We start from the raw sequence: 20177 nt of genomic DNA, 5'->3' as shown, positions 1-20177 counted from the left end.
CGATGACGCAGGATTCGGCCAGCGCTGAGGCGGAGGTCACGGACGAGCGGGTCTCCGCCCTCCTCGCCTACGGCCTCATGGACACGTCGCCCGAGGCGGGGTTCGACGATGCCGTGCTCGTGGCGAGCGCACTCTGCGCGGCGCCCGCCGCCCGGCTGTGCTTCGTGGCGACAGGCCGGCCAAGGGTCGCGGCGCGGATCGGTCCCGCGGCCGGCGAGACGGGCCTCGACGACGCGCTCTGCGCCGCGGTTCTCGCTGGCCCCGGCCTCCTCGTCATCCCGGACCTCACGGCCGATCCGCGCACCCGCGACCATCCCGGCGTCACCGGCCCCGAGGGCCTGCGCTTCTATGCCGGCGCCCGCCTCGAGACGCCGGACGGCCTCGGGCTCGGGACCCTCTGCGTGCTCGACGTGGTCCCGCGACCCGCGGGACTCAATCCGGGGCAGGCGGCGGGCCTCGGTGCCCTCGCCCGCCAGATCATGGCGCGGCTGGAATTGCGTCGCGCGGTGTCGCGGCGGAATGCCGACATCGTCCAGCGGCAGGAGACGCAGGAGATCCGCGAGGCGAGCGCGGTCCGGCTCGGCGAGACCGCGCTCCTGATGCGCCTCGCCATCGAGGCGACGGATCTGGGCGTGTTCGATTACGACCTCGTGGCCGACCGGCTCACCTGGGACGGGCGCACCCGCACCCTGTTCGGCGCGGCGCCCGACGAGCCCGTCACCTATGCGGGCAGCTTCCTGCCGAGGCTGCATCCGGAGGACCGGGCCCGCATCGACGCGGAGATCCAGGCCTGCCTCGATCCGCGCCGCACCGGGCTGTTCGACAGCGCGTTCCGCATCCGCGCTCCCGACGGGGCGCGGCGCTGGCTCAGCGCGCGGGGGCGCCGCGTGGTGGCGGGCGGACGCGCGACCCGCTTGGTCTGCACCCTGCTGGACATCAGCGCCCGCAAGGAAGGGGAACTCGCCCTTCAGGCGATCCGCGACCGCTACCGTCTCGTCACCCGGGCCACCAACGACGCCATCTGGGACTGGGATCTGAGCACCGGCACGATGGTCTGGAACGAGGCGCTGCAGGCCGCCTATGGCTGGGTGCCGGATCAGGTCGAGCCGACCGGCGCGTGGTGGATCGCGCGGGTTCATCCCGACGACCGGGCGCAGGTGGACGACGATATCCGGGCGGTGGTCGAGGGCCGGGTGAGCGAGTGGAGCCACGAGTACCGCTTCCTGCGGGCGGACGGCACCTACGCGGAGGTACTCGACCGCGGCTACATGGTGCGGGATGCGGCCGGCACGCCGCTGCGCATGATCGGCGCCCTCCTCGACGTCACCGAGCGCAACCAGGTGGGCGCGCAATTCCGGGCGGTGTTCGAGGGCGCCAATCTGGGCATTGTCCAACTCGATCCGCGCAGCCTCAAGGCGCTCCGGGTCAACGCCAAGCTCTGCGAGATCTGGGGGGCCCAACCGGAGGAGATTCTCGGGCAATCGGTGGCGAAGTGGACGCCGGCCGAGGATGCGGTGGCGCGCGACGCGCTGCACCGGCGCCTGGCCAACGGCGAGATCATGCAGGAGACCCTGGAGAAGCGCTACCGGCGCGCGGACGGGCGCCTGATCTGGGGCCGGGTCAACCTTGTCTCGCAGGTCCTCGGCGACGCGATCCAGACCACCGCGATGATCGAGGACATCACGCAGGAGCGCTTGGCCGAGGAGCGCCAGCGCGCCCTGATCGAGCTCGGCGACGCCCTGCGCGATTCCGGCGCGCGGGGATCGATGCTCAACGCCGCGGCGGCGATCCTGGGGAGGACCCTGAGCACGGCCCGCGCCGGGTACCGGTCGGTCGACCCGCGGGCGGGCCTGTCCGCCCCGGGGGGGATCTGGCCGGCCTCCGCGGCCGCCGCCGATGCCGCGCCGCGTCCCCTCGCCGACTTCCCCGCGACCGCCCAGTGCCTACGCCGGGGCGAGACCGTCGCGGTGCCCGACGTCACGGGGGATCCGCACTTCGCCGGAGATGCGGCTGGCTACGCCGCGCTCGGCGTGCGGGCCCTGATCGAGGTCCCGCTGATCCAGCGGGGCAACCTCGTCGGGGTGCTCTTCGCCCACGCGTCCGAGCCGCGCGACTGGGCGCCCGGCGAGGTCGCCTTCGCCCGCGAGGTGGCGGAGCGGGCCTGGGACGCCCTCGGGCGGTTCCAGGCCGAGGATCAGCAGCGGCTGCTCAACCGCGAGCTGAGCCACCGGCTCAAGAACACCCTCGCGATGGTCCAGGCCATCGCCTCGCAGACGCTGCGCAACGCACCCGATTTCGAGACCGCCAAGGAATCGCTCGCCGCCCGCCTGATCGCCCTGGGCAAGGCCCACGACATCCTCCTCACCGGCGCGCGCGAGAGCGCCGACATCGATGCGGTGATCACGGGCGCCCTCTCGATCCACGACGATCGCCAGCCCGGACGCTTCGCGATCCGCGGCCCCGCGATCGAGGTGGGGCCGAAGGCCGCCCTCTCCCTCAGCCTGATGATGCATGAGCTCGCCACCAACGCGGTGAAATACGGTGCCCTCTCGGTGCCGGAGGGCCGCGTGGTGGTGGATTGGCAGATCCTCGACGGGGGCGCCGAGCCGAGCCTGCGGATGGCCTGGACCGAGCAGGGCGGCCCCATCGTCCGGGCGCCCGCGCGCCGGGGCTTCGGCTCCCGGCTGATCGAGCGGGGCCTCGCCGGCGCCATCGGCGGGGAGGTGTCGCTCCTCTACGAGCCGGGCGGCGTCGTCTGCCGGGTGGAGGCGCCCCTCGCCGGCTTCCAATCCGTGGATTGAGGAGGAAGCCCGCTCCGGGACACCGGATGGCGCGGGACCGGCGCCGGTTCCGTCGGCGGCCCCTCCGATCCGCGCCCCGTCCCGGCATCGAGGCGGGCGGGCCGCGCCGCCCGTCAGGTCACCATGCCTTGCGGCCGTCAGGCGCCGCGGCCGTCAGGCGCCGCGGCCGTCAGGCCGCCCGGATGGTCGCCAGGAAGCGGCTCACCTCGCCCCGCAGGTCGCGCGCCTGGGCCGACAGGTTGGTCGCGGCGGAGAGGATCTGCGCCGAGCCGGCGCTCGCGGTGCCGGCCGCCTCGCTGACGCCCGCGATGTGGCCCGAGACCGCGCGCGTGCCCTCCGAGGTCTGCGCCGTGGTGCGGGCGATCTCGCCCGTGGCGGCACCCTGCTCCTCGACCGCCGCCGCGATGTCGCCGCCGATGCGGGCGAGCCGCTGGATCACCCCCGTGATGCCCCCGATGGCGGCGACCGAGGTCTGGGTCGAGGCCGTGATCTCCGCGACCTTGGCGGCGATCTCGTCGGTGGCGCGCGCGGTCTGGCCCGCGAGGTTCTTGACCTCGCTCGCCACCACCGCGAAGCCGCGCCCCGCCTCGCCGGCGCGCGCCGCCTCGATCGTGGCGTTGAGGGCCAGGAGATTCGTCTGGCCGGCGATGTCCGAGATCAGCCCGACGATCTGCCCGATGCTGCCCGCGGCGGCCGCGAGGCGGTTGACCTCCCCGGCCATGCCCTCGGCATCCCGCTCGGCCGCGGCGGCGAGATCGGCGGAGGCGGTGACCTGGGTGCCGATCTCCCGCACCGAGGCGGAGAGCTCCTCCGTGGCGGCCGCGACGGTGTCGGCCGACAGCGCGGCCTCGTGCGAGGCCTGGGCGACCTGCTGGCTGAGCGTGGCGGTGTCGCCCGCCGCCCTGGCCATCCCGCCGGCTGCGGCCTCCAGTTGGGCCGCCGCGCTCGAGACCGCCTCCACGATCCCGCCGACCCGTGCCTCGAAGCTGTCGGCGAGGCCGAGGGCCGCCGCGCGCTGGGTCGCGGCGCTCCGCTCGGCCATCGCCTCCTGCTCCAGGTGGATCCGGCGGCGCTCGCTCACGCTGTCGCGGAACGCGACGGCGGCGGCCGCGATGGCCCGCACCTCGCGGGGACCGCCCTGCGGGATCTCGACCGCGCCCTCCCCCCGGCCGATCGCCGTGAGCGCGCGCGACATCCGGATGAGCGGCCGGGCGACGGCGGTGCCGAGCCCGAACGCGAGCGCGCCCGAGAGCAGGAAGGTGGCAAGGCCCGCCCCGGCCCAGAGGGCGAGGCTCCGGTCGGCCGCGGCGCGGACCTCACCGGCGGCCTGCATCAGGTCGCCGGTGAGCCGGTCCTCGACGCCCTTGAGGCCGTCGATGCGCTGGGTGGAGAGCTTGAACCAGAGGGGGCTGTCGCGGAAGGCGAGCGCCTCGCCGGGCGGCGTCCCGAGGGTGAGCCTGCGCAGACGCGCGACCTCGCGCGCCGCCTCGCCCGCCTCGCTCGCCTCGAAGGCGCCGACCTGCGCGGATTCCGCCCGCAGGCGGAACAGGCTCTCGTAGGTGGCCTGGTTGGCCGAGAGGGTCGTCAGGCGCTCGAGTCCGGCGAGGTCCAGGCTGCCCATCGCGAAGGCCGCCGAGGCGGCGGCGCGCTCCTGGCCGGCGAATTCCTTCAGGGACAGGAAGGACCCGTAGGTCGCCATCCGGTTGGCGATGCCGACATGGCGGGCGACCTTGGCCATCTCCTGCACGATGCTAAGGCCCTGGCCGATCAGGCCCGTGAAGAAGGCCATGGTCTGGGGCGGCGTCGACTGGAGCGCGTCGACCGCCTTGCGCTGCGCCTCGACCCGGGCGAGGCCGTCGCGGATGAGGCTCGCCTGGCGCGCCAAGGCCGGGCCGAAGCCCGCCACCGCATCCTCGGAGACCGCGGCCGTGAGCTTCGTGCGGGCCGCATCCGTCCGGCTGCGCTGGGCATCGAGCTCGGCCCGGAACTGCGTGCCCTTCGAGCCGAGGAACAGGCTGGAGGCGCCCCGCTCCCGCTGGGCCTCGTGCACGAAGGCGCTCACCTGCGAGGCGAGGCCGACGAGCCCCTGGACCTCCGCCATGTCGGAGCGCTGCGCCATCCGATCGGAGACCGCGAGGCCCGCGACCGCCGCGAAGGCGAGACAGGGCGCGAGCGCGACCGCCAAGATACGGCCCCGGAGAGACGCGACGAAACCACCCGACTTCATGCCCATGCCGATCTTCGGTTGTGTAGATCGGCTTCTCTTGCTGGCATGCCGTAAATGACTGGTTTCCGCTTATTCCGATGACCAATATTGAAGCAAATAGACAAATAAATATGCAGGATTGGCCGGCCTCACGCCGATTCCGACGTCGAACGCGGCCCGCGCGGCGCTCCGGACGGGCTCGCCCGGGTTGGATCGGGCGCAGGAAGCCTTACATGAGAGCTCGCTGTCCTGTGGCTCGAACCGGGTTGGGCCGGAGTATCGGGCGTCTGCGTGATTCTCTCGCCGAGTCCTGAGCGCGCATCCGCGCGTTGGCCTCGCGCGTGCCATGGTGGAATCGATGTACGGCCAAGTCTTCGCCGGGCACGGACCCTATCTCTGCGGCTCCGGTTCCGGAATCCGATCGGGTCTGTTGCCGATGTACCGCGTTTGTTCTAGCTAAGGCCCGCTGCGGCCCCAGCTCGGTGCCCCACGCCGATGCGCCGTCCGCACGCTCGGCTTCCCGGTTTCAGGCCCGTTGGGCCGCCCGAACGACCTGAAGAGACCCGTCGCCCCATGGCCAAAGCCAAAGTCCAAGCCGACGTCAAGACCGCTTCCCCCCAGCCTGCCGGGACCGTAGCCAAGCCTGCGGCGGCTGGCACCAAGCCTTCGACGGCTGGCACCAAGCCTGCGGCGAAGGCCGGCAAGGCGAGTGGACGTCCGGTGGGCGCGGACCAAGCGGTCGCCGCCCGGCGGGCCGAGAGCGAGGCGGCGCGGGCCGTGAAGGCCGATGCCCGCCTTGAGGCGCTCTTCGACCATGCGCGCGACACCCGGGTGATCTCGGTCCGGGGCGCCCGCGAGCACAACCTCAAGAACGTCGACCTGACGATCCCCCGCGACAAGCTCGTGGTGTTCACCGGGCTGTCCGGCTCCGGCAAGTCGTCGCTCGCCTTCGATACGATCTACGCCGAAGGGCAGCGCCGCTACGTCGAATCGCTCTCGGCCTATGCCCGCCAGTTCCTCGAGATGATGTCGAAGCCCGACGTCGACCAGATCGACGGGCTCTCGCCCGCCATCTCGATCGAGCAGAAGACCACCTCGAAGAACCCGCGCTCGACGGTGGGCACGGTCACGGAGATCTACGATTACATGCGCCTGCTCTGGGCGCGGGTCGGCATCCCCTACTCGCCGGCGACCGGACTGCCGATCGAGAGCCAGACCGTGAGCCAGATGGTCGACCGGGTGCTGACGCTGCCGGAGAAGAGCCGCCTCTACCTGCTCGCCCCGGTGGTGCGCGGCCGCAAGGGCGAGTACCGCAAGGAGATCGCGGAGTTCCAGAAGAAGGGTTTCCAGCGCCTGCGCATCGACGGCGAGCAATACTCGATCGACGACGTGCCGAAGCTCGACAAGAAGCTGAAGCACGACATCGACGTCGTGGTAGACCGCATCGTGGTGCGGCCCGATATCGGCGCCCGCCTGGCCGAATCGTTCGAGACGGCGCTGGAACTCGCCGACGGCATCGCTCTGGTGGAGTTCGCCGACGCGCCGGAGGGTGGCGAGACGCCCGAGCCCATCACCTTCTCGTCGCGCTTCGCCTGCCCGGTCTCGGGCTTCACGATCGCCGAGATCGAGCCGCGGCTGTTCTCCTTCAACAACCCGTTCGGGGCCTGCCCGACCTGCGGCGGCATCGGCCACGAGATGCGGATCGACTCCGAGCTCGTGATCTCGGACCCGGCCCTGAGCCTGCGGCGCGGCGCCGTCATGCCCTGGGCGAAATCGACCTCACCCTATTACGGCCAGACCCTAGACGCGCTCGCCAAGCATTACGGCTTCAAGGCGACCGTGCCCTGGTCCGAGCTGCCCGCGGCCGCCCGCGACGTCATCCTGTACGGCTCGGGCCCGCAATCGATCCGCTTCGCCTACAATGACGGCTTGCGGGCCTACGAGGTGAACAAGCCCTTCGAGGGCGTGATCCCGAATCTCGAGCGCCGCTACAAGGAGACCGAGAGCGACGCCTCCCGCGACGAGATCGCCCGCTTCATGGGCGAGACGCCCTGCGAGGCCTGCGGCGGAAAGCGGCTCAAGCCCGAGGCGCTCGCCGTGAAGGTCGCCCTGCAGGACATCGGCGCCGTCACGGCGCTCTCGGTGCGCGACGCGCATCGCTGGTTCTCCGACTTGCCCGCGCGGCTGACCGACAAGCAGAACGAGATCGCGGTCCGCATCCTCAAGGAGATCCGCGACCGCCTCACCTTCCTGGTCGATGTCGGCCTCGAATACCTCACGCTCGCCCGCGGCTCGGGCTCGCTGTCCGGGGGCGAGAGCCAGCGCATCCGCCTCGCCTCGCAGATCGGCTCCGGCCTCACCGGCGTGCTCTACGTGCTGGACGAGCCCTCGATCGGCCTGCACCAGCGCGACAACGAGCGCCTGCTCGGCACCCTCAAGCGCCTGCGCGACCTCGGCAATTCGGTGATCGTGGTGGAGCACGACGAGGACGCGATCCTGCAGGCCGATTACGTGGTGGATGTCGGGCCCGGCGCCGGCATCCATGGCGGCGAGATCATCGCGCAGGGAACCCCCGAGGAAGTTCTGAGGAATCCCGCCTCGCTCACCGCGAAGTACCTCACCGGCGAGATGACCGTGCGCACGCCCGCCGCCCGCCGCAAGGCGCGCAAGGGGAAGCTCAAGCTCGTCGGCGCCCGGGGCAACAACCTCAAGGACGTGTCCGTCGAGATCCCGCTCGGCACCTTCACCTGCATCACCGGCGTCTCGGGCGGTGGCAAGTCGACCCTCGTGATCGACACGCTCTACAAGGCGGTGGCCAAGAAGCTGAACGGGGCGCTCGAACACCCGGCGCCCTACGAGCGCCTGGAGGGGCTGGAGAACCTCGACAAGGTCATCGACATCGACCAGTCGCCGATCGGGCGCACCCCCCGCTCGAACCCCGCCACCTATATCGGGGCGTTCACGCCGATCCGCGACTGGTTCGCGGGGCTGCCCGAGGCCAAGGCGCGGGGCTACCAGCCCGGCCGCTTCTCCTTCAACGTGAAGGGTGGGCGCTGCGAAGCCTGCTCGGGCGACGGCGTCATCAAGATCGAGATGCACTTCCTGCCCGACGTCTACGTCACCTGCGACGTCTGCAAGGGGCGGCGCTACGACCGCGAGACGCTGGAGGTGCGCTACCGCGGCAAATCCATCGCCGACGTGCTCGACATGACGGTCGAGGAGGCGGCCGACCTGTTCAAGGCCGTGCCGTCGATCCGTGAGAAGATGGAGACGCTGGCGCGGGTGGGCCTGCATTACGTGCGGGTCGGCCAGCAGGCGACGACGCTCTCGGGCGGCGAGGCTCAGCGGGTGAAGCTCTCCAAGGAACTCGCCAAGCGGGCGACGGGGCGCACCCTCTACATCCTCGACGAGCCGACCACCGGTCTGCATTTCCACGACGTCGCCAAGCTCATGGAGGTGCTCCACGAACTCGTCGACCAGGGCAACACCGTCGTGGTGATCGAGCACAATCTCGAGGTCATCAAGACCGCCGATTGGGTGATCGACATGGGCCCCGAGGGCGGCGACGGCGGCGGCCTCCTGGTGGCCGAGGGCACGCCCGAGCAGATCGCCAAGTCGAAGCAGAGCCATACCGGCCGCTTCCTCCGGGACGTTCTGGCCCGCCGCCCGGCCGCGGAGCCGCCGCTGGGCCGTCGCGCCGCCGCGGAGTAGCCGGAGGCGGCGCGCCCGATTCGCCGCCGCGCCGGACCCGCGATTCGAGGACCCGGCCCCCGGCCGATCGCGCGGAAGGGGCCGTCCGGCAGGCTCCGTCGCGGCCCGGCCGGCCGCGACCGGCCCCGCCCGGCCGGCTGCGTCGCGGCGGCGCCGTTGCGCCTTCTCCGGGGCTCGATTGCGCATTTCTCCCGAGCCACCGGACGCCTCAAGAGCTTGAGCATTCTGCGCTATTCTGCCGAAATTCCCAGCGTTTCCGTGTTCCGAGATGGCTCATAACTGTCCCAAACAGGCAGGAATTCCTGTGCTGCGCTGCGCAAAAGATGCGGCTTTTGAGCAACGGTTGGGTACTCTGTGCCGAGGCCGCAGGCATTCCACTGTCTTTCGGCGGCGGTCTGTAGAATAGTTCTCGACGTTGAGACTTGAGGTGGGGCCGTAAGGGGGCGCTTGGCACCATTGGAACGGAAGCCGACTGTAACGGCAGGCCGACAATGCAGTGCGCAAGGCTACGGGGCGGACGCCTGAAATCCTTGGGAAGGAAAGACAAAATGATGAAGAAGTGGCTCGCCGCCGGCGCGGTGGCGCTCTCGGTCGGCATGACGGCGACGGCCGCCTTTGCCCAGACGACCACGGTTCCCGGTGAGCAGGTCGGTCTCGCCACCGGCGCACCGCTCCCCGAGGGCGTGTATGCCCTGAACACGTTCACCTACCGTCGCACCGATGCGCCGTTCTCGCCGGATACGGCCGTGAACATCCCGGTGCTCGTGTGGTCAACCCCGCTCAAGCCCCTCGATGGCCGCATCGAGCTGCTCGTCGCTCCCCCCACCGTGTTCGCCTGGACCCGTAACCGGGCCGGCGTCGCCAACCGCGACATCTCGATCAACGTCGGCACCTTCGTCGGCGGTATCTGGGCGTTCGACCTCGGCAACAACTTCGGCGTCAGCCTTCTCGGCGGTGTCTACCTGAACGACCTGAACGGCGACCGCGGCTCGCTCGGCATCGGCCTCGCCGGCACCCCGGTGCTGCCGCAGCTCTCGTCGAATACCTACCGCTTCGGCGTCGCCGGCAGCTACACCGGTGACGGCTGGAACCTCACCGCCAACCTGACCGCCAACATCTACGACTCGCCCGGCCGCTTCCCCGGTATCGTCGGCGCCGCCATCGGCCCGATCAATATCTCCGACTCCCTGAACCTCGACCTCACCGCGACGAAGAAGTTCGGCAAGTTCGAGATCGGCGCCGTCGGTTACGGCACGGTCAACTTCGACATCGGCCCGTTCAGCGCCGCTGCCGGCAACCGCGGTCGCTTCGCCCTCGGTGGCCTCATCGGCTACGATTTCGGACCCTTCACGGCGCAGTTCTACATCGCTCGCGACGTCGCCACCGGCGCGACCTACACCACCGCGTTCGGTCGGACCCGCGACAACTACTCGACGGACGGCTGGTTCCGCATCATCGCGCCGCTCTACACAGTGGCCGCTGCTCCGGCTCCGGTTCCGGCGCCGCTCATCCGCAAGTACTGAGACCCGTCGGGCACCGGCCTGGAGCGATCCAGGCCGGGACCGATCCTCGGAAGAGCCGTCCGTCCCTCTGGGCCGGGCGGCTTTCTCGTTTGTGATACCTCCGCCGGATCTATCGGCGTGGAGAGAGGCCAAGAGATCGATTGCGCGAAACCTTATCGCCGGCCACCCCGTAGAGGCCGGCGTGACCCCGAAGATGGGGCCGAGATGAGGTTACGCCCATGATGAAGTCCCTGCAGAGCCGCGCGCGCGCGTCCCGGTTCGCCGCTGTTGCCCTCGCGCTCGCGGTCGGCGCCGCGCTGCCGGCCGCGGCCCTGGCCAAGAACCCGATGGTCGGAGGGGCGCCGATGTACGCCTCGAAGACCATCGTGGAGAACGCGGTCAACTCGAAGGACCACACCACGCTGGTCGCCGCCGTGAAGGCTGCCGGCCTCGTCGACACGCTGAACGGACCCGGCCCGTTCACGGTCTTCGCACCGACGAACGCGGCCTTCGCCAAGCTCCCGCCGGGCACCGTCGAGACGCTGGTTCAGCCGCAGAACAAGGCGACCCTGACGAGCATCCTGACCTACCACGTGGTTCCCGGCCGGCTGACCGCGAGCGACCTGGCGGCTCTGGTCAAGCAGGGCGGCGGCGAGGCGCAGATCAAGACGGTCCAGGGCACGCCCCTCGTCGTGCAGACTCGAGGCAAGAAGGTCTACGTGACCGACGCCAAGGGCAACACCGCCACCGTCACGATCGCCAACGTGATGCAGTCGAACGGCGTCATCCACGTCGTGAACGGCGTCCTGCAGCCCTGATCGGACGCGATACGCCCGCAGGCCGGAATAATCCGGTCGGCGGGCCGCACGGCGCACGCGAGCGCCCCCGGCTCCCGGAGCCGGGGGCGTTCTCGTCTCGGGGGCCCGCTAGACCACTTTCCGTAATCCTTGGATCACGCAAAATGGTCTAACTCCTTGTGCAGTCGCATTTTCTTGACGCGAGCCGGCATCCACCTCGCTCGAAAACGCTCTAGTCGCGGATCAGCTGGCCGGTATAGATCACCTGACCAGTGGGCTGGCCCGTCGGCGAGCCGCCCGGCGGCTCCACCGAGACCGCGAACACGCCCTGCCCCGTCCGGGCCGCGTCCGGCAGCGGGATCCGGCTCGCATCGGCGCCGATCAGCCCGAGGGGCTTCGGTGCTTCGCCGGTGCCCACGTACCAGAGCTGGAGACTGCGCCCGGCCGGCGTCTCGGCGCTCACCGGCCGCACCGAGGCCGTGCCGGTCGCGGTGTCGATATTGACGATGAGGGCCGGCAGGGCGCCGCCGCTCGTCACGACCGCGACGTAGCGCGCGCCCGCGGGCGGAGCCGCGGGCGGGATTAGGCGCGGCGAGAGGGCGACGAACAGCCCGAGCCCGGCCGCCACGAGGCCGGCTCCCGCCGTCGCGAGACGCCAGCGCCGAACCTGGCGGCTGAGGTCGCGGACCCGGTTGTCGTTGGCGGCCCCGCCCGGCAAGGCCCGCACGATCGCCTCCCAGACGCGCTGGCTCGGCTGCACCTCGGGGATCACCTCGACGAGCGGGGCGAGGCGCCGCTCCCAGGCCCTGACCGCGGCCTCGCTCACCGGGTCGACGGTGCGCTCCAGCTCGAACGCGGCCCGCTCGGATGCGGACAGCGTCCCGAGGACGTATTCGGCCGCGCGCAGGTCGCGGTCGTCGGGGCCTGCGGCGCCCGCGCTCACGAGACCACCTCCAGGCAGCCCTTGAGGCTCGCCAGCGCGCGGTGCAGCCAGGTCTTGATGGTGTTCACGGGGCGCTCGTAGCGCTGGGCCAGCTCCTCGCGGGAATAGCCCTGGCAATAGGCCAGCACCACGCAGTCGCGATGCGCCGGATCGAGGCGCGCGAGGCAGGCCCGCAGCGCGTCGCGGCTCAGGAGGCTCGCCTCGCTGTCGCTCGGATCGGCAAGCCGCTCCAGCCAGTCTTCTCCGTCCTCGCGCACCGGGCCCTGAACCTCTCCTTTGCGGCGGATGACGTCGATCGCCCGGTTCCGCGCGATGGCGCAGAGCCAAGGGAGCGGTCGGCCCGCTTCCGGCGTGTAGGATCCGGCGGCCTGCCAGACCCGCAGGTAGACATCCTGAAGGACATCCTCCGCACCGGACCGGTCGCGCTGTATACGGAGGATGACCCCGTAAAGTTGCGGGGCGGTGAGGTCGTAGAGTTTGCGCAGCGCCGCCTGGTCCTGGCGTGCGATCGCCTGCAGGAGCCCGGCCAGGACTGCGTCGTCACGCAAGGGGATGGACCTTCTCGTTGCGCGACATGGGGTTGGGGGTTCCTGCGGGCCAAGGTGGTGAGCCTCACCCTAGATCATTTTCGCGCCCTGTGGACCCGATCACGGAACGATCCTGGGTAGAACTTCTCAGCCGGCTCGCCGGCGGGATCCCGCGCTTGCGACCCGGCGGCCTCTGCGCCGCGCCGGGTGTCGAGGGCCTCGGCGGCGACCTATCTGAGGCAGGAGCACGCCGCAGGACGCCGCGGGCGGCCCCCCAACCGGAAGGATCGCAGACCCATGGCCTCGCACGGCGACTGGAAGATCCCCGCTTCCGTGCAGCCCAAGCCGGGCGATTACGCCTATGACCTCGACCGCGCCCTGAGCGCGGTGGTGGCCCTGTCCACGCGCGTTCCGCCCGAGGCCTTCACGGCCGAGACGCTGGGCACCGAACGGGCGGGCAACGGGGTCGTGATCCGGGCCGACGGGCTCGTGCTCACCGTCGGCTACCTCATCATGGAGGCCGACACGGTCTGGCTCACCACCCATGACGGGCGCTCCGTGCCCGGGCACGTGGTCGGCTTCGACGCGGCCACGGGCCTGGGTCTTGTCCAGGCCCTGCAGCCCCTCGGCTTGCCGGCCCTGCCGATCGGCAATTCCGAGAGCCTCGGAATCGGGGACAGGGCGATCGTGGCCGGGGCCGGCGGCCGGACGCGCAGCGTCGCCGTTCAGGTGATCGCCCGGCAGGAATTTGCGGGCTACTGGGAATATCTCCTCGACGAGGCCCTGTTCACGGCCCCGTCGCACCCCCATTGGGGCGGCACCGCCCTGATCGGCGCCACCGGCGAACTCCTGGGCATCGGATCCCTGCAATTGCAGCAGGGCGGCTCCGGGGGCGCGCGCATGATCAACATGGTGGTGCCGATCGACCTGCTCGCGCCGATCCTCGACGACCTCACCGCGCGGGGCCGGCCGAACCGCCCCGCCCGCCCCTGGCTCGGCCTCTACGCCACGGAGAGTGACGAGGGCGTGGTGGTCATGGGGCTCGCCGACGAGGGGCCGGCGGAGAGCGCGGACCTGCGCGCCGGCGACGTCGTGGAGGCCGTGGCGGGCGAGCCCATCGCCGACCTCGCGGATTTCTTCCGCCGGGTCTGGGCGCTCGGCGAGGCCGGGGTGCGGGTGCCCCTGACCGTTCGGCGGGAGGGGCGCATTCTCAAGCTTGCGGTGACCTCGGCCGACCGCGAGCGGTTCCTGATGAGTCCCCAGCTGCACTGATTGCGTGCGCTGCAGCATTCTCAAGATTCGGTAAAAATCACGAGTTTCGGCGCGAAATCGGCTGCCTTCGATGTGTGCAGCGCGGGTTTCTGTCGAAATCCTGGGCTTGCTTTGCCGAATCTGCATGGCAGGGCTCCGGCGGCGGATCTGACGGAGACGGGGCTCCGCGCCTACATCGCAATGCAACATAACAAGAGGATGCCGGCCCAGAACGCCGACGATCCCCTGCAGAGCAGAGTACCCGCCATGTCGTTCCTTGTGTCCAAGATCCGCAACTACCTGCGCTACCGCGAGACGGTGCAGGAGCTCTCCCGCCTGTCGAACCGCGATCTCGACGATCTCGGCATCAGCCGCAGCGAGATCCGCCGCATCGCCCGCGGCAACGCCCTCTGAGCGCCCGCCCGCCGGGGGCTCCGGACGTCGGACCGAACAGCGCCCGCCCTTCCCGGCGGGCGCTGTCGTTTCTGGGGCTTCGCAACACCCCCGCGCCTCAGACATGCGTTGATTCGAAACCGGCTGATCCGATATGCCGGGGCATGTCCGGAACAGCACCCATCCACGTCATCGGCGGCGGCCTCGCAGGCTCCGAAGCCGCCTGGCAGATCGCCGAGCGCGGCCACGCGGTCGTCCTCCACGAGATGCGGCCCCTGCGCGGCACCGACGCGCACCAGACGGACGGGCTCGCCGAACTCGTCTGCTCGAATTCCTTCCGCTCCGACGATGCCAACGGCAACGCCGTCGGCCTACTGCATCAGGAGATGCGCAGCCTCGGCTCGCTCATCATGCGGGTGGGCGACGCGCATCAGGTGCCGGCGGGCGGGGCTTTGGCGGTCGATCGCGACGGCTTCTCGCAGAGCGTCACGCGGGCGCTCGAGGCCCATCCGAACATCACCCTCGCCCGCGAGGAGGTCGATGGATTGCCCCCGGCCGCCTGGGAGCGCGTCATCGTGGCCACGGGCCCCCTCACCTCGCCGGCCCTCGCCGCGGCGATCGGCGAACTGACGGGGGCGGAATCCCTCGCCTTCTTCGATGCCATCGCGCCGATCGTCCACCGCGACTCGATCGACATAGGCAAGGCCTGGTTCCAGTCCCGCTACGACAAGGCGGGCCCCGGCGGGACCGGCGCGGATTACATCAACTGCCCCCTCGACCGGGAGCAGTACGACGCCTTCATCGCCGCGCTGATCGCGGGCGAGAAGACGAGCTTCAAGGAATGGGAGGCCTCGACCCCCTATTTCGACGGCTGCCTGCCGATCGAGGTGATGGCCGAGCGCGGCCCCGAGACCCTGCGCCACGGCCCGATGAAGCCCGTGGGCCTCACCAACCCCCATAACCCGACCGTGAAGGCCTGCGCCATCGTCCAGCTGCGCCAGGACAACGCGCTCGGCACCCTCTACAACATGGTGGGCTTCCAGACGAAGCTGCGCCACGCCGAGCAGGTGCGGGTCTTCCGCACCATTCCGGGCCTGGAGAACGCGGAATTCGCCCGGCTCGGCGGCCTCCACCGCAACACCTATCTCGACTCGCCCCGCCTCCTCGACGCGACCTTGCGCCTGAAGGCCGAGCCGCGGCTGCGTTTCGCCGGCCAGATCACGGGCTGCGAGGGCTATGTCGAGAGCGCCGCCATCGGCCTGATGGCCGGCCGGTTCGCGGTCGCGGAAGCCGAGGGCCGCGCGCTCCCGCCCCTGCCGCAGACCACGGCCCTCGGTGCCCTGATCGCCCACATCACGGGCGGTCATATCGAGGCCGAGGATGCGGGCGCACCCCGCTCCTTCCAGCCGATGAACGTCAATTTCGGGCTGTTCCCGCCCCTCGCCCAGGCGCCGCGCAACGAGACCGGACGGCGCCTGCGCGGGCCCGAGAAGGCGGCGCTGAAGAAGCGGGCGATGACCGACCGGGCGCGGGCCGACCTCGCCGGCTGGATCGCCGCGCCCACGCCGGCGCCGCTCGCGGCCGAATAGTTCGCCGGGTTGGATCGCGCGGGTGGCGATCCTGCGGGCCATGGGGTCGGTCGGTCGCCTTCGTGCCCTGCCTGCCGGACGATCCGTGGGATCTTCATGCCTGGTCCGGCGAATTGGGGCAGGATCACGTGACTCATCACGCGCGATCGCGGCGGCGCGACGTCAGGCCTGTTCGCGCACGAGGACACGCCGCCCGGGCCGGTGGCCCTCCTCGCCTGTCTCGCGGAAGCCGAGCTTGTGCAGCAGGCCCCAGGAGGCCACGTTTCCGGGTCGGCACTCGGCCACGATGAGGCGGTGGGGAAAGCGGCGCGACAGGAGTGCCAGAACGGCGCCGACGGCCTCCGCGGCGTAGCCCTGGCCGCGGGCGGCGCCGCCGATCCAGTAGCCGACCTCGATGGCGCGCTCGCCCCTGAGATGGGTTCCGACCACGCCGACGAGGCCCCGCCCGTCCCTCGACCAGGCGCCGAGGAAGCGATCGGTGCCGCGGTGCCCGCTGCGGATCAGATCCTGGGCATTCTCCAGGGTGAAGGGCGCCTGCAGGAAATCGACGGCGCCCGTGATGGCCGGATCGTCGGTGAGCGCCCGCACGGCCTCGGCATGGTCCGGAGCGAGGCCGGCGATGCGCAGGCGCGCGGTGTCCAGGCCGGGCAAGGCGGCGAGGCTGTCTCTCGAGGGGCCACGACGGACGAACATCCTTCGAGATGTGGCGTCCGCGCGCTCCGGGAAAAGTCACGTCCCGGGCGCCGCCGTTCATCCCGCCCGCATGAAAAAAACCCGCCCCGGCGGACCGGGGCGGGCTGATCGGCAGCGGGCGCGGCGGAGCGCGCTAGGGAGCGGCCGGGTGAATCACCATCGCGCTGAAGGGATGGACGTAGGCCTGCAGCATCACGAGGCCGCCGACGAGGCAGGCCAGCGCGATCGAGTGCCAGAACACGAACCGCAGGATCTTGCCTTCCTGGCCGAAATAGCCGGTGGCGGTCGAGGCGACCACGATCGACTGGGCGTCGATCATCTTGCCCATGACGCCGCCGGACGAGTTCGCCGAGGCCATCAGGATGCCCGACAGTCCGAGCTGCTCAGAGGTGATCTTCTGCAGGCCGCCGAAGAGCACGTTGGAGGCCGTGTCCGAGCCCGTCAGCGCGACGCCGAGCCAGCCGAGCAAGGTGCCGAAGAACGGGTACAGGATGCCGGTGCCCGCGAAGGCGAGGCCCAGCGTCGCGTCGACGCCCGCGTAGCGCGTGAGCACGCCGAGCGCCAGCATCGCCGCGATGGTGATCAGCGAGTAGCGCAGCACCCAGATCGTCTCGAAATAGGCGGTGATCAGGCGCATCGGCGAGAAGCGCATGATCAGGCCCGAGATCACCGCCGCGATGAGAACGCCGGTCCCCGTGTAGGACATGTAGGTGAAGAGGAACACGGCGGCTTCCGCCTTCGGCTTCGCCTCGACCGGCGGCACCTTCATGATCATGTTGTGAAGGCCCGGGACCTCGTATTTCCAGGTGAAGAGCGGGTTCACGATGCCCTTGAACCAGCCCGTGCCCCAGACCGCCACGACCACCGAGAGGATGATCCACGGCACCCAGGCCATCAGGATCTCGCGCGACGAGGCCTGGCGGCCGATCGGCGCGGCGCCCGGTAGGTCGCCGGGGACGCCGGCGCCGACCGATGCGGGCCGGGCGGGGCTGCCATAGCCGATCGAGGGATCGTTGCCGCGCAGGGCCGGCGAGGTCCAGATCTCGGCGGGCTGCCAGACCTTCAGGAACAGAACCAGCGCGCCCATCGAGATGAGCGAGGCGCCGATGTCGACGATCCAGGGATTGACGTAGTTCGAGATCAGGAACTGCGCGGCCGCGAAGGAGGCACCGCAGACCAGGATCGGCTGCCAGACCCGGATCATGCCGCGGAAGCCCGCGAACACCCAGATCAGCCAGAACGGAACCAGGAGCGAGAAGAAGGGCAACTGCCGGCCGATCATGGCGCCGAGGATGTAGGGATCGTAGCCGGTGACCGAGGCTAGGCCCTGGATCGGTGCGCCGAGCGCCCCGTAGGCGACGGGGGCGGTGTTGGCGATGAGCGAGAGGCCGGAGGCGGCGAGCGGCGAGAAGCCGAGGCCGATCAGGATGGCGCCCGTCACCGCCACCGGGGTGCCGAAGCCGCCCGCGCCCTCGAAGAAGGCGCCGAACGCGAAGGCGACCAGGAGGAGCTGGATGCGCCGGTCCTGCGTGATCCCCGCCACCGATTGCTGGAGGGTCGCGAACCAGCCCTTCTCCACCGTGAGGCGGTAGAGGAAGATGACGTTGAGGATGATCCAGCCGATCGGGAAGAACCCCGTCACCATGCCGAGAAGGGAGGCGCGTGTGGCGAGGCCGGCCGGCATCCCGAAGATGACGACGGCCACCGCGAAGGCGAGGACCAGCGACAGGACGGCCGCGATATGCGCCTTGACCTTGCCGCTCGCGATCATGCCGAGCAGGGCGATGACGGGCAGCGAAGCCGCCAGCGTCGAGAGCCATGCGTTCCCGAAGGGGTCGTAGACTTGATTCCAGGTTTCCACGGGCGTCGCGCTCCTCCGCTGGCCCGATTCTCGGTCGGACCCTTGAGGGTGTGCTAGCAGAGCGGTTCGGCCGGCTCAACGCGGAGTTATTATGTGTTCAAAGGCTGTTGCATGCATGCCAGCCGGTGATTCCGCGGCCGGGGGCTGAGGTCCGCCGAGCGGATCCGCTGCCCGGACATCCGCTGAGTTCCTTAAGCATCTTTTCCTCAAAGGACCGCCATCCGGCCTGACGGTACAATCGCGTACGAAATGGCCCTTCGAGTTTACGCCGCTTTAAGCGCGCCGGCTCCCCTCTCGGGCGCGGAGAGGGGCAACGGCTCATGGCAGAGAAACGACGCGGCAGCTGGGGAGAAGGCGAACTCTACGACGCGCTCTGCCTTCTGATGATCGGCGCCTGTTGCTGGATCATCGGGGCGCAGTTCCACGCCTTCGGGACCCTCAACCACTTCATCCTCGCCCATGGCCTGTCGGACCAGCTGATGCTGGGCTTCTTCATGGGGCTCGCCATGATCGTCGTGAGCTTGCGCAAGTCCCTGAAGCTGCGCTTGGCCATGCGGGAGCGGGACGCCACGGCGGCGCGCGCCGAAGCCGTCGCGCGCCACGACGCCCTGACGGGCCTGGCCAATCGTCGGCTCTTCCTCGAAGCCGTCGAGCTGAGTCGGCGGGCGACCGGGGCCGAGCCGTCCTCCGCCGTCCTCCTGGTCGACCTCGACCGCTTCAAGCCCGTGAACGACCTCTACGGCCACGCGGCCGGCAACGCGGTTCTGTGCACGGTCGCCGAGCGCCTCGACGGCCTGCTCCCGGCCCGCGGCGTCGCGGCGCGCATCGGCGGCGACGAGTTCGCGATGCTGGTTCCCCTCGAGGGCGGCAGCGAGGCGCTGGCGCGGCTCGCGCAGGCGGTGATCGGCAGCATCGCGGCCCCCGTTCTGTGGAACGGCAACGCGCTGCGGGTCGGCGCGACGGTCGGCATCGCGCTCATCACCGGCGAGGACGTGGACGCCGAAGTCGTGCTGCACGCCGCCGACCTCGCCATGTACCAGGGCAAGAAGGACGGTCGCGGCACCTACCGGGTCTTCAAGAGCGCCATGGATGTCGAGTTGAAGGCGCGCGCCCAGCTCGAGAGCGAGTTGCGCGCCGCGATCCTGAACGGGGAGATCGAGCCCTTCTACCAGCCCGTCGTCTCGCTTCCGGAGCAGACCCTGATCGGCGTCGAGGTCCTGGCGCGCTGGCGCCATCCGACCCGCGGATTGCTCGCACCCGCCCGCTTCATCTCGATTGCCGAGGAGACCGGGCTCATCGCGGATCTGAGCTACCGCCTCCTGCGTCAGGCTTGCATCGACGCCCGGGACTGGCCGGCCCACCTGCAGATCGCCCTCAACATCTCGCCGCAGCAATTCCAGGATACCTGGCTCTCCGAGCGGATCCTGGCCATCCTGACCGAGACCGGGCTGGCGCCGAACCGCCTGGAGGTCGAGATCACCGAGACGGCGCTGGTGCAGGATCTGGAAGCCGCCCGAGCGACCCTCACCTCCCTGCAGAACCTCGGGGTGCGGATCGCACTCGACGATTTCGGAACGGGCTATTCCAGCCTCTACCATCTGCGCGAGCTGAAGTTCGACAAGCTGAAGATCGACCGCAGCTATATCGACACCATCTCGATGAGCGAGGAGCGGGCCAAGCTCGTGGACGCGATCATCAAGCTCAGTGCCAGCCTCGGGCTGGTGACCACGGCCGAAGGGATCGAGACAAATGCGAGCGTCGATTGGCTCGCGACCCAGGGCTGCGATTTCGGCCAGGGTTACCTCTTCGGCGCGCCGATGCCCAAATCCGAGATCGACACGCTGGTGAGCATCGATCCGGAGGTGGCCAAGTCCTGCCTCGCCGCATGATCCGGCGGCGGGCG

Annotated in this window: 13 protein-coding genes; 8 read left to right on the top strand and 5 right to left on the bottom strand. The window is 70.3% G+C overall.

Annotation, left to right across the window (positions count from 1 at the left end; all coding sequences use genetic code 11):
* The first annotated feature begins 2 nt into the window (after positions 1–2).
* Positions 3–2801 (top strand): PAS domain-containing sensor histidine kinase, encoded by a 2799-nt coding sequence (locus F6X53_RS20665; protein ID WP_151002118.1) that lies wholly within the window; start codon positions 3–5, stop codon positions 2799–2801.
* 169 nt (positions 2802–2970) lie between these two features.
* Here F6X53_RS20665 and F6X53_RS20660 read toward each other — a convergent pair whose 3' ends face one another.
* Positions 2971–5034, bottom strand: coding sequence for a methyl-accepting chemotaxis protein (locus F6X53_RS20660; RefSeq protein WP_238298711.1), 2064 nt, complete (start codon positions 5032–5034; stop codon positions 2971–2973).
* Positions 5035–5580: 546 nt separating this feature from the next.
* On the opposite strand from F6X53_RS20660, the gene uvrA reads away from it, so the two are divergent.
* The 3 genes from uvrA (at position 5581) to F6X53_RS20645 (ending at position 11038) form a co-directional block, all read left to right on the top strand.
* Entirely contained in the window at positions 5581–8718 is a 3138-nt protein-coding gene (gene uvrA / locus F6X53_RS20655; protein WP_238298709.1) for an excinuclease ABC subunit UvrA, read from the top strand.
* 548 nt (positions 8719–9266) lie between these two features.
* On the top strand, positions 9267–10241 hold the full coding sequence (locus F6X53_RS20650; RefSeq protein ID WP_151002116.1) for a transporter: 975 nt from the start codon (positions 9267–9269) through the stop codon (positions 10239–10241).
* A gap of 221 nt (positions 10242–10462) precedes the next feature.
* On the top strand, positions 10463–11038 hold the full coding sequence (locus tag F6X53_RS20645) for a fasciclin domain-containing protein (RefSeq protein ID WP_151002165.1): 576 nt from the start codon (positions 10463–10465) through the stop codon (positions 11036–11038).
* 211 nt (positions 11039–11249) lie between these two features.
* Here the strand turns inward: F6X53_RS20645 and F6X53_RS20640 are convergent, their stop codons facing one another.
* Both F6X53_RS20640 and F6X53_RS20635 read right to left on the bottom strand, forming a co-directional pair.
* On the bottom strand, positions 11250–11960 hold the full coding sequence (locus tag F6X53_RS20640) for an anti-sigma factor (protein WP_151002114.1): 711 nt from the start codon (positions 11958–11960) through the stop codon (positions 11250–11252).
* Positions 11957–12508 (bottom strand): RNA polymerase sigma factor, encoded by a 552-nt coding sequence (locus F6X53_RS20635; protein ID WP_151002112.1) that lies wholly within the window; start codon positions 12506–12508, stop codon positions 11957–11959. The genes F6X53_RS20640 and F6X53_RS20635 overlap by 4 nt, the downstream gene beginning before the upstream one ends.
* 276 nt (positions 12509–12784) lie before the next feature.
* Here F6X53_RS20635 and F6X53_RS20630 point away from each other — a divergent pair, with 276 nt between their 5' ends.
* From F6X53_RS20630 to trmFO, 3 genes are all read left to right on the top strand, one after another.
* Positions 12785–13759, top strand: a complete 975-nt coding sequence (locus F6X53_RS20630) for a S1C family serine protease (RefSeq protein WP_151002110.1) — start codon at positions 12785–12787, stop codon at positions 13757–13759.
* Positions 13760–14005: 246 nt separating this feature from the next.
* Positions 14006–14152, top strand: a complete 147-nt coding sequence (locus F6X53_RS20625; protein ID WP_151002108.1) for a DUF1127 domain-containing protein — start codon at positions 14006–14008, stop codon at positions 14150–14152.
* Between the two features lie 143 nt (positions 14153–14295).
* On the top strand, positions 14296–15720 hold the full coding sequence (trmFO, locus tag F6X53_RS20620; RefSeq protein ID WP_151002107.1) for a methylenetetrahydrofolate--tRNA-(uracil(54)-C(5))-methyltransferase (FADH(2)-oxidizing) TrmFO: 1425 nt from the start codon (positions 14296–14298) through the stop codon (positions 15718–15720).
* A 162-nt stretch (positions 15721–15882) separates the two neighbouring features.
* Here the strand turns inward: trmFO and F6X53_RS20615 are convergent, their stop codons facing one another.
* Together F6X53_RS20615 and F6X53_RS20610 are read right to left on the bottom strand one after the other, a co-directional pair.
* Entirely contained in the window at positions 15883–16413 is a 531-nt protein-coding gene (locus F6X53_RS20615; protein ID WP_151002105.1) for a GNAT family N-acetyltransferase, read from the bottom strand.
* A 133-nt stretch (positions 16414–16546) separates the two neighbouring features.
* Positions 16547–18274 carry an L-lactate permease gene (locus F6X53_RS20610; RefSeq protein ID WP_151002103.1) on the bottom strand — a complete coding sequence of 576 codons (1728 nt, stop codon included), beginning with the start codon at positions 18272–18274 and terminating at the stop codon, positions 16547–16549.
* Between the two features lie 320 nt (positions 18275–18594).
* On the opposite strand from F6X53_RS20610, the gene F6X53_RS20605 reads away from it, so the two are divergent.
* Positions 18595–20163, top strand: coding sequence for a putative bifunctional diguanylate cyclase/phosphodiesterase (locus F6X53_RS20605; protein ID WP_151002101.1), 1569 nt, complete (start codon positions 18595–18597; stop codon positions 20161–20163).
* The last annotated feature ends 14 nt before the right edge of the window (positions 20164–20177 follow it).

It is taken from the genome of Methylobacterium soli, assembly GCF_008806385.1.
Taxonomy (GTDB): Bacteria; Pseudomonadota; Alphaproteobacteria; order Rhizobiales; family Beijerinckiaceae; genus Methylobacterium; species Methylobacterium soli.
The sequence above is the reverse complement of the archived record's forward strand: the minus strand, read 5'-3'. Positions and strand labels throughout refer to the sequence as shown.

Bases quoted from the DNA above. Each gene is read 5' to 3' on its own strand.
- F6X53_RS20645 (WP_151002165.1), top strand. From the start codon at position 10,463: ATGAAGTCCCTGCAGAGCCGCGCGCGCGCGTCCCGGTTCGCCGCTGTT.
- F6X53_RS20660 (WP_238298711.1), bottom strand. From the start codon at position 5,034: ATGGGCATGAAGTCGGGTGGTTTCGTCGCGTCTCTCCGGGGCCGTATC.
- F6X53_RS20625 (WP_151002108.1), top strand. From the start codon at position 14,006: ATGTCGTTCCTTGTGTCCAAGATCCGCAACTACCTGCGCTACCGCGAG.
- F6X53_RS20630 (WP_151002110.1), top strand. From the start codon at position 12,785: ATGGCCTCGCACGGCGACTGGAAGATCCCCGCTTCCGTGCAGCCCAAG.
- F6X53_RS20665 (WP_151002118.1), top strand. From the start codon at position 3: ATGACGCAGGATTCGGCCAGCGCTGAGGCGGAGGTCACGGACGAGCGG.
- F6X53_RS20650 (WP_151002116.1), top strand. From the start codon at position 9,267: ATGATGAAGAAGTGGCTCGCCGCCGGCGCGGTGGCGCTCTCGGTCGGC.
- trmFO (WP_151002107.1), top strand. From the start codon at position 14,296: ATGTCCGGAACAGCACCCATCCACGTCATCGGCGGCGGCCTCGCAGGC.
- uvrA (WP_238298709.1), top strand. From the start codon at position 5,581: ATGGCCAAAGCCAAAGTCCAAGCCGACGTCAAGACCGCTTCCCCCCAG.
- F6X53_RS20615 (WP_151002105.1), bottom strand. From the start codon at position 16,413: ATGTTCGTCCGTCGTGGCCCCTCGAGAGACAGCCTCGCCGCCTTGCCC.
- F6X53_RS20605 (WP_151002101.1), top strand. From the start codon at position 18,595: ATGGCAGAGAAACGACGCGGCAGCTGGGGAGAAGGCGAACTCTACGAC.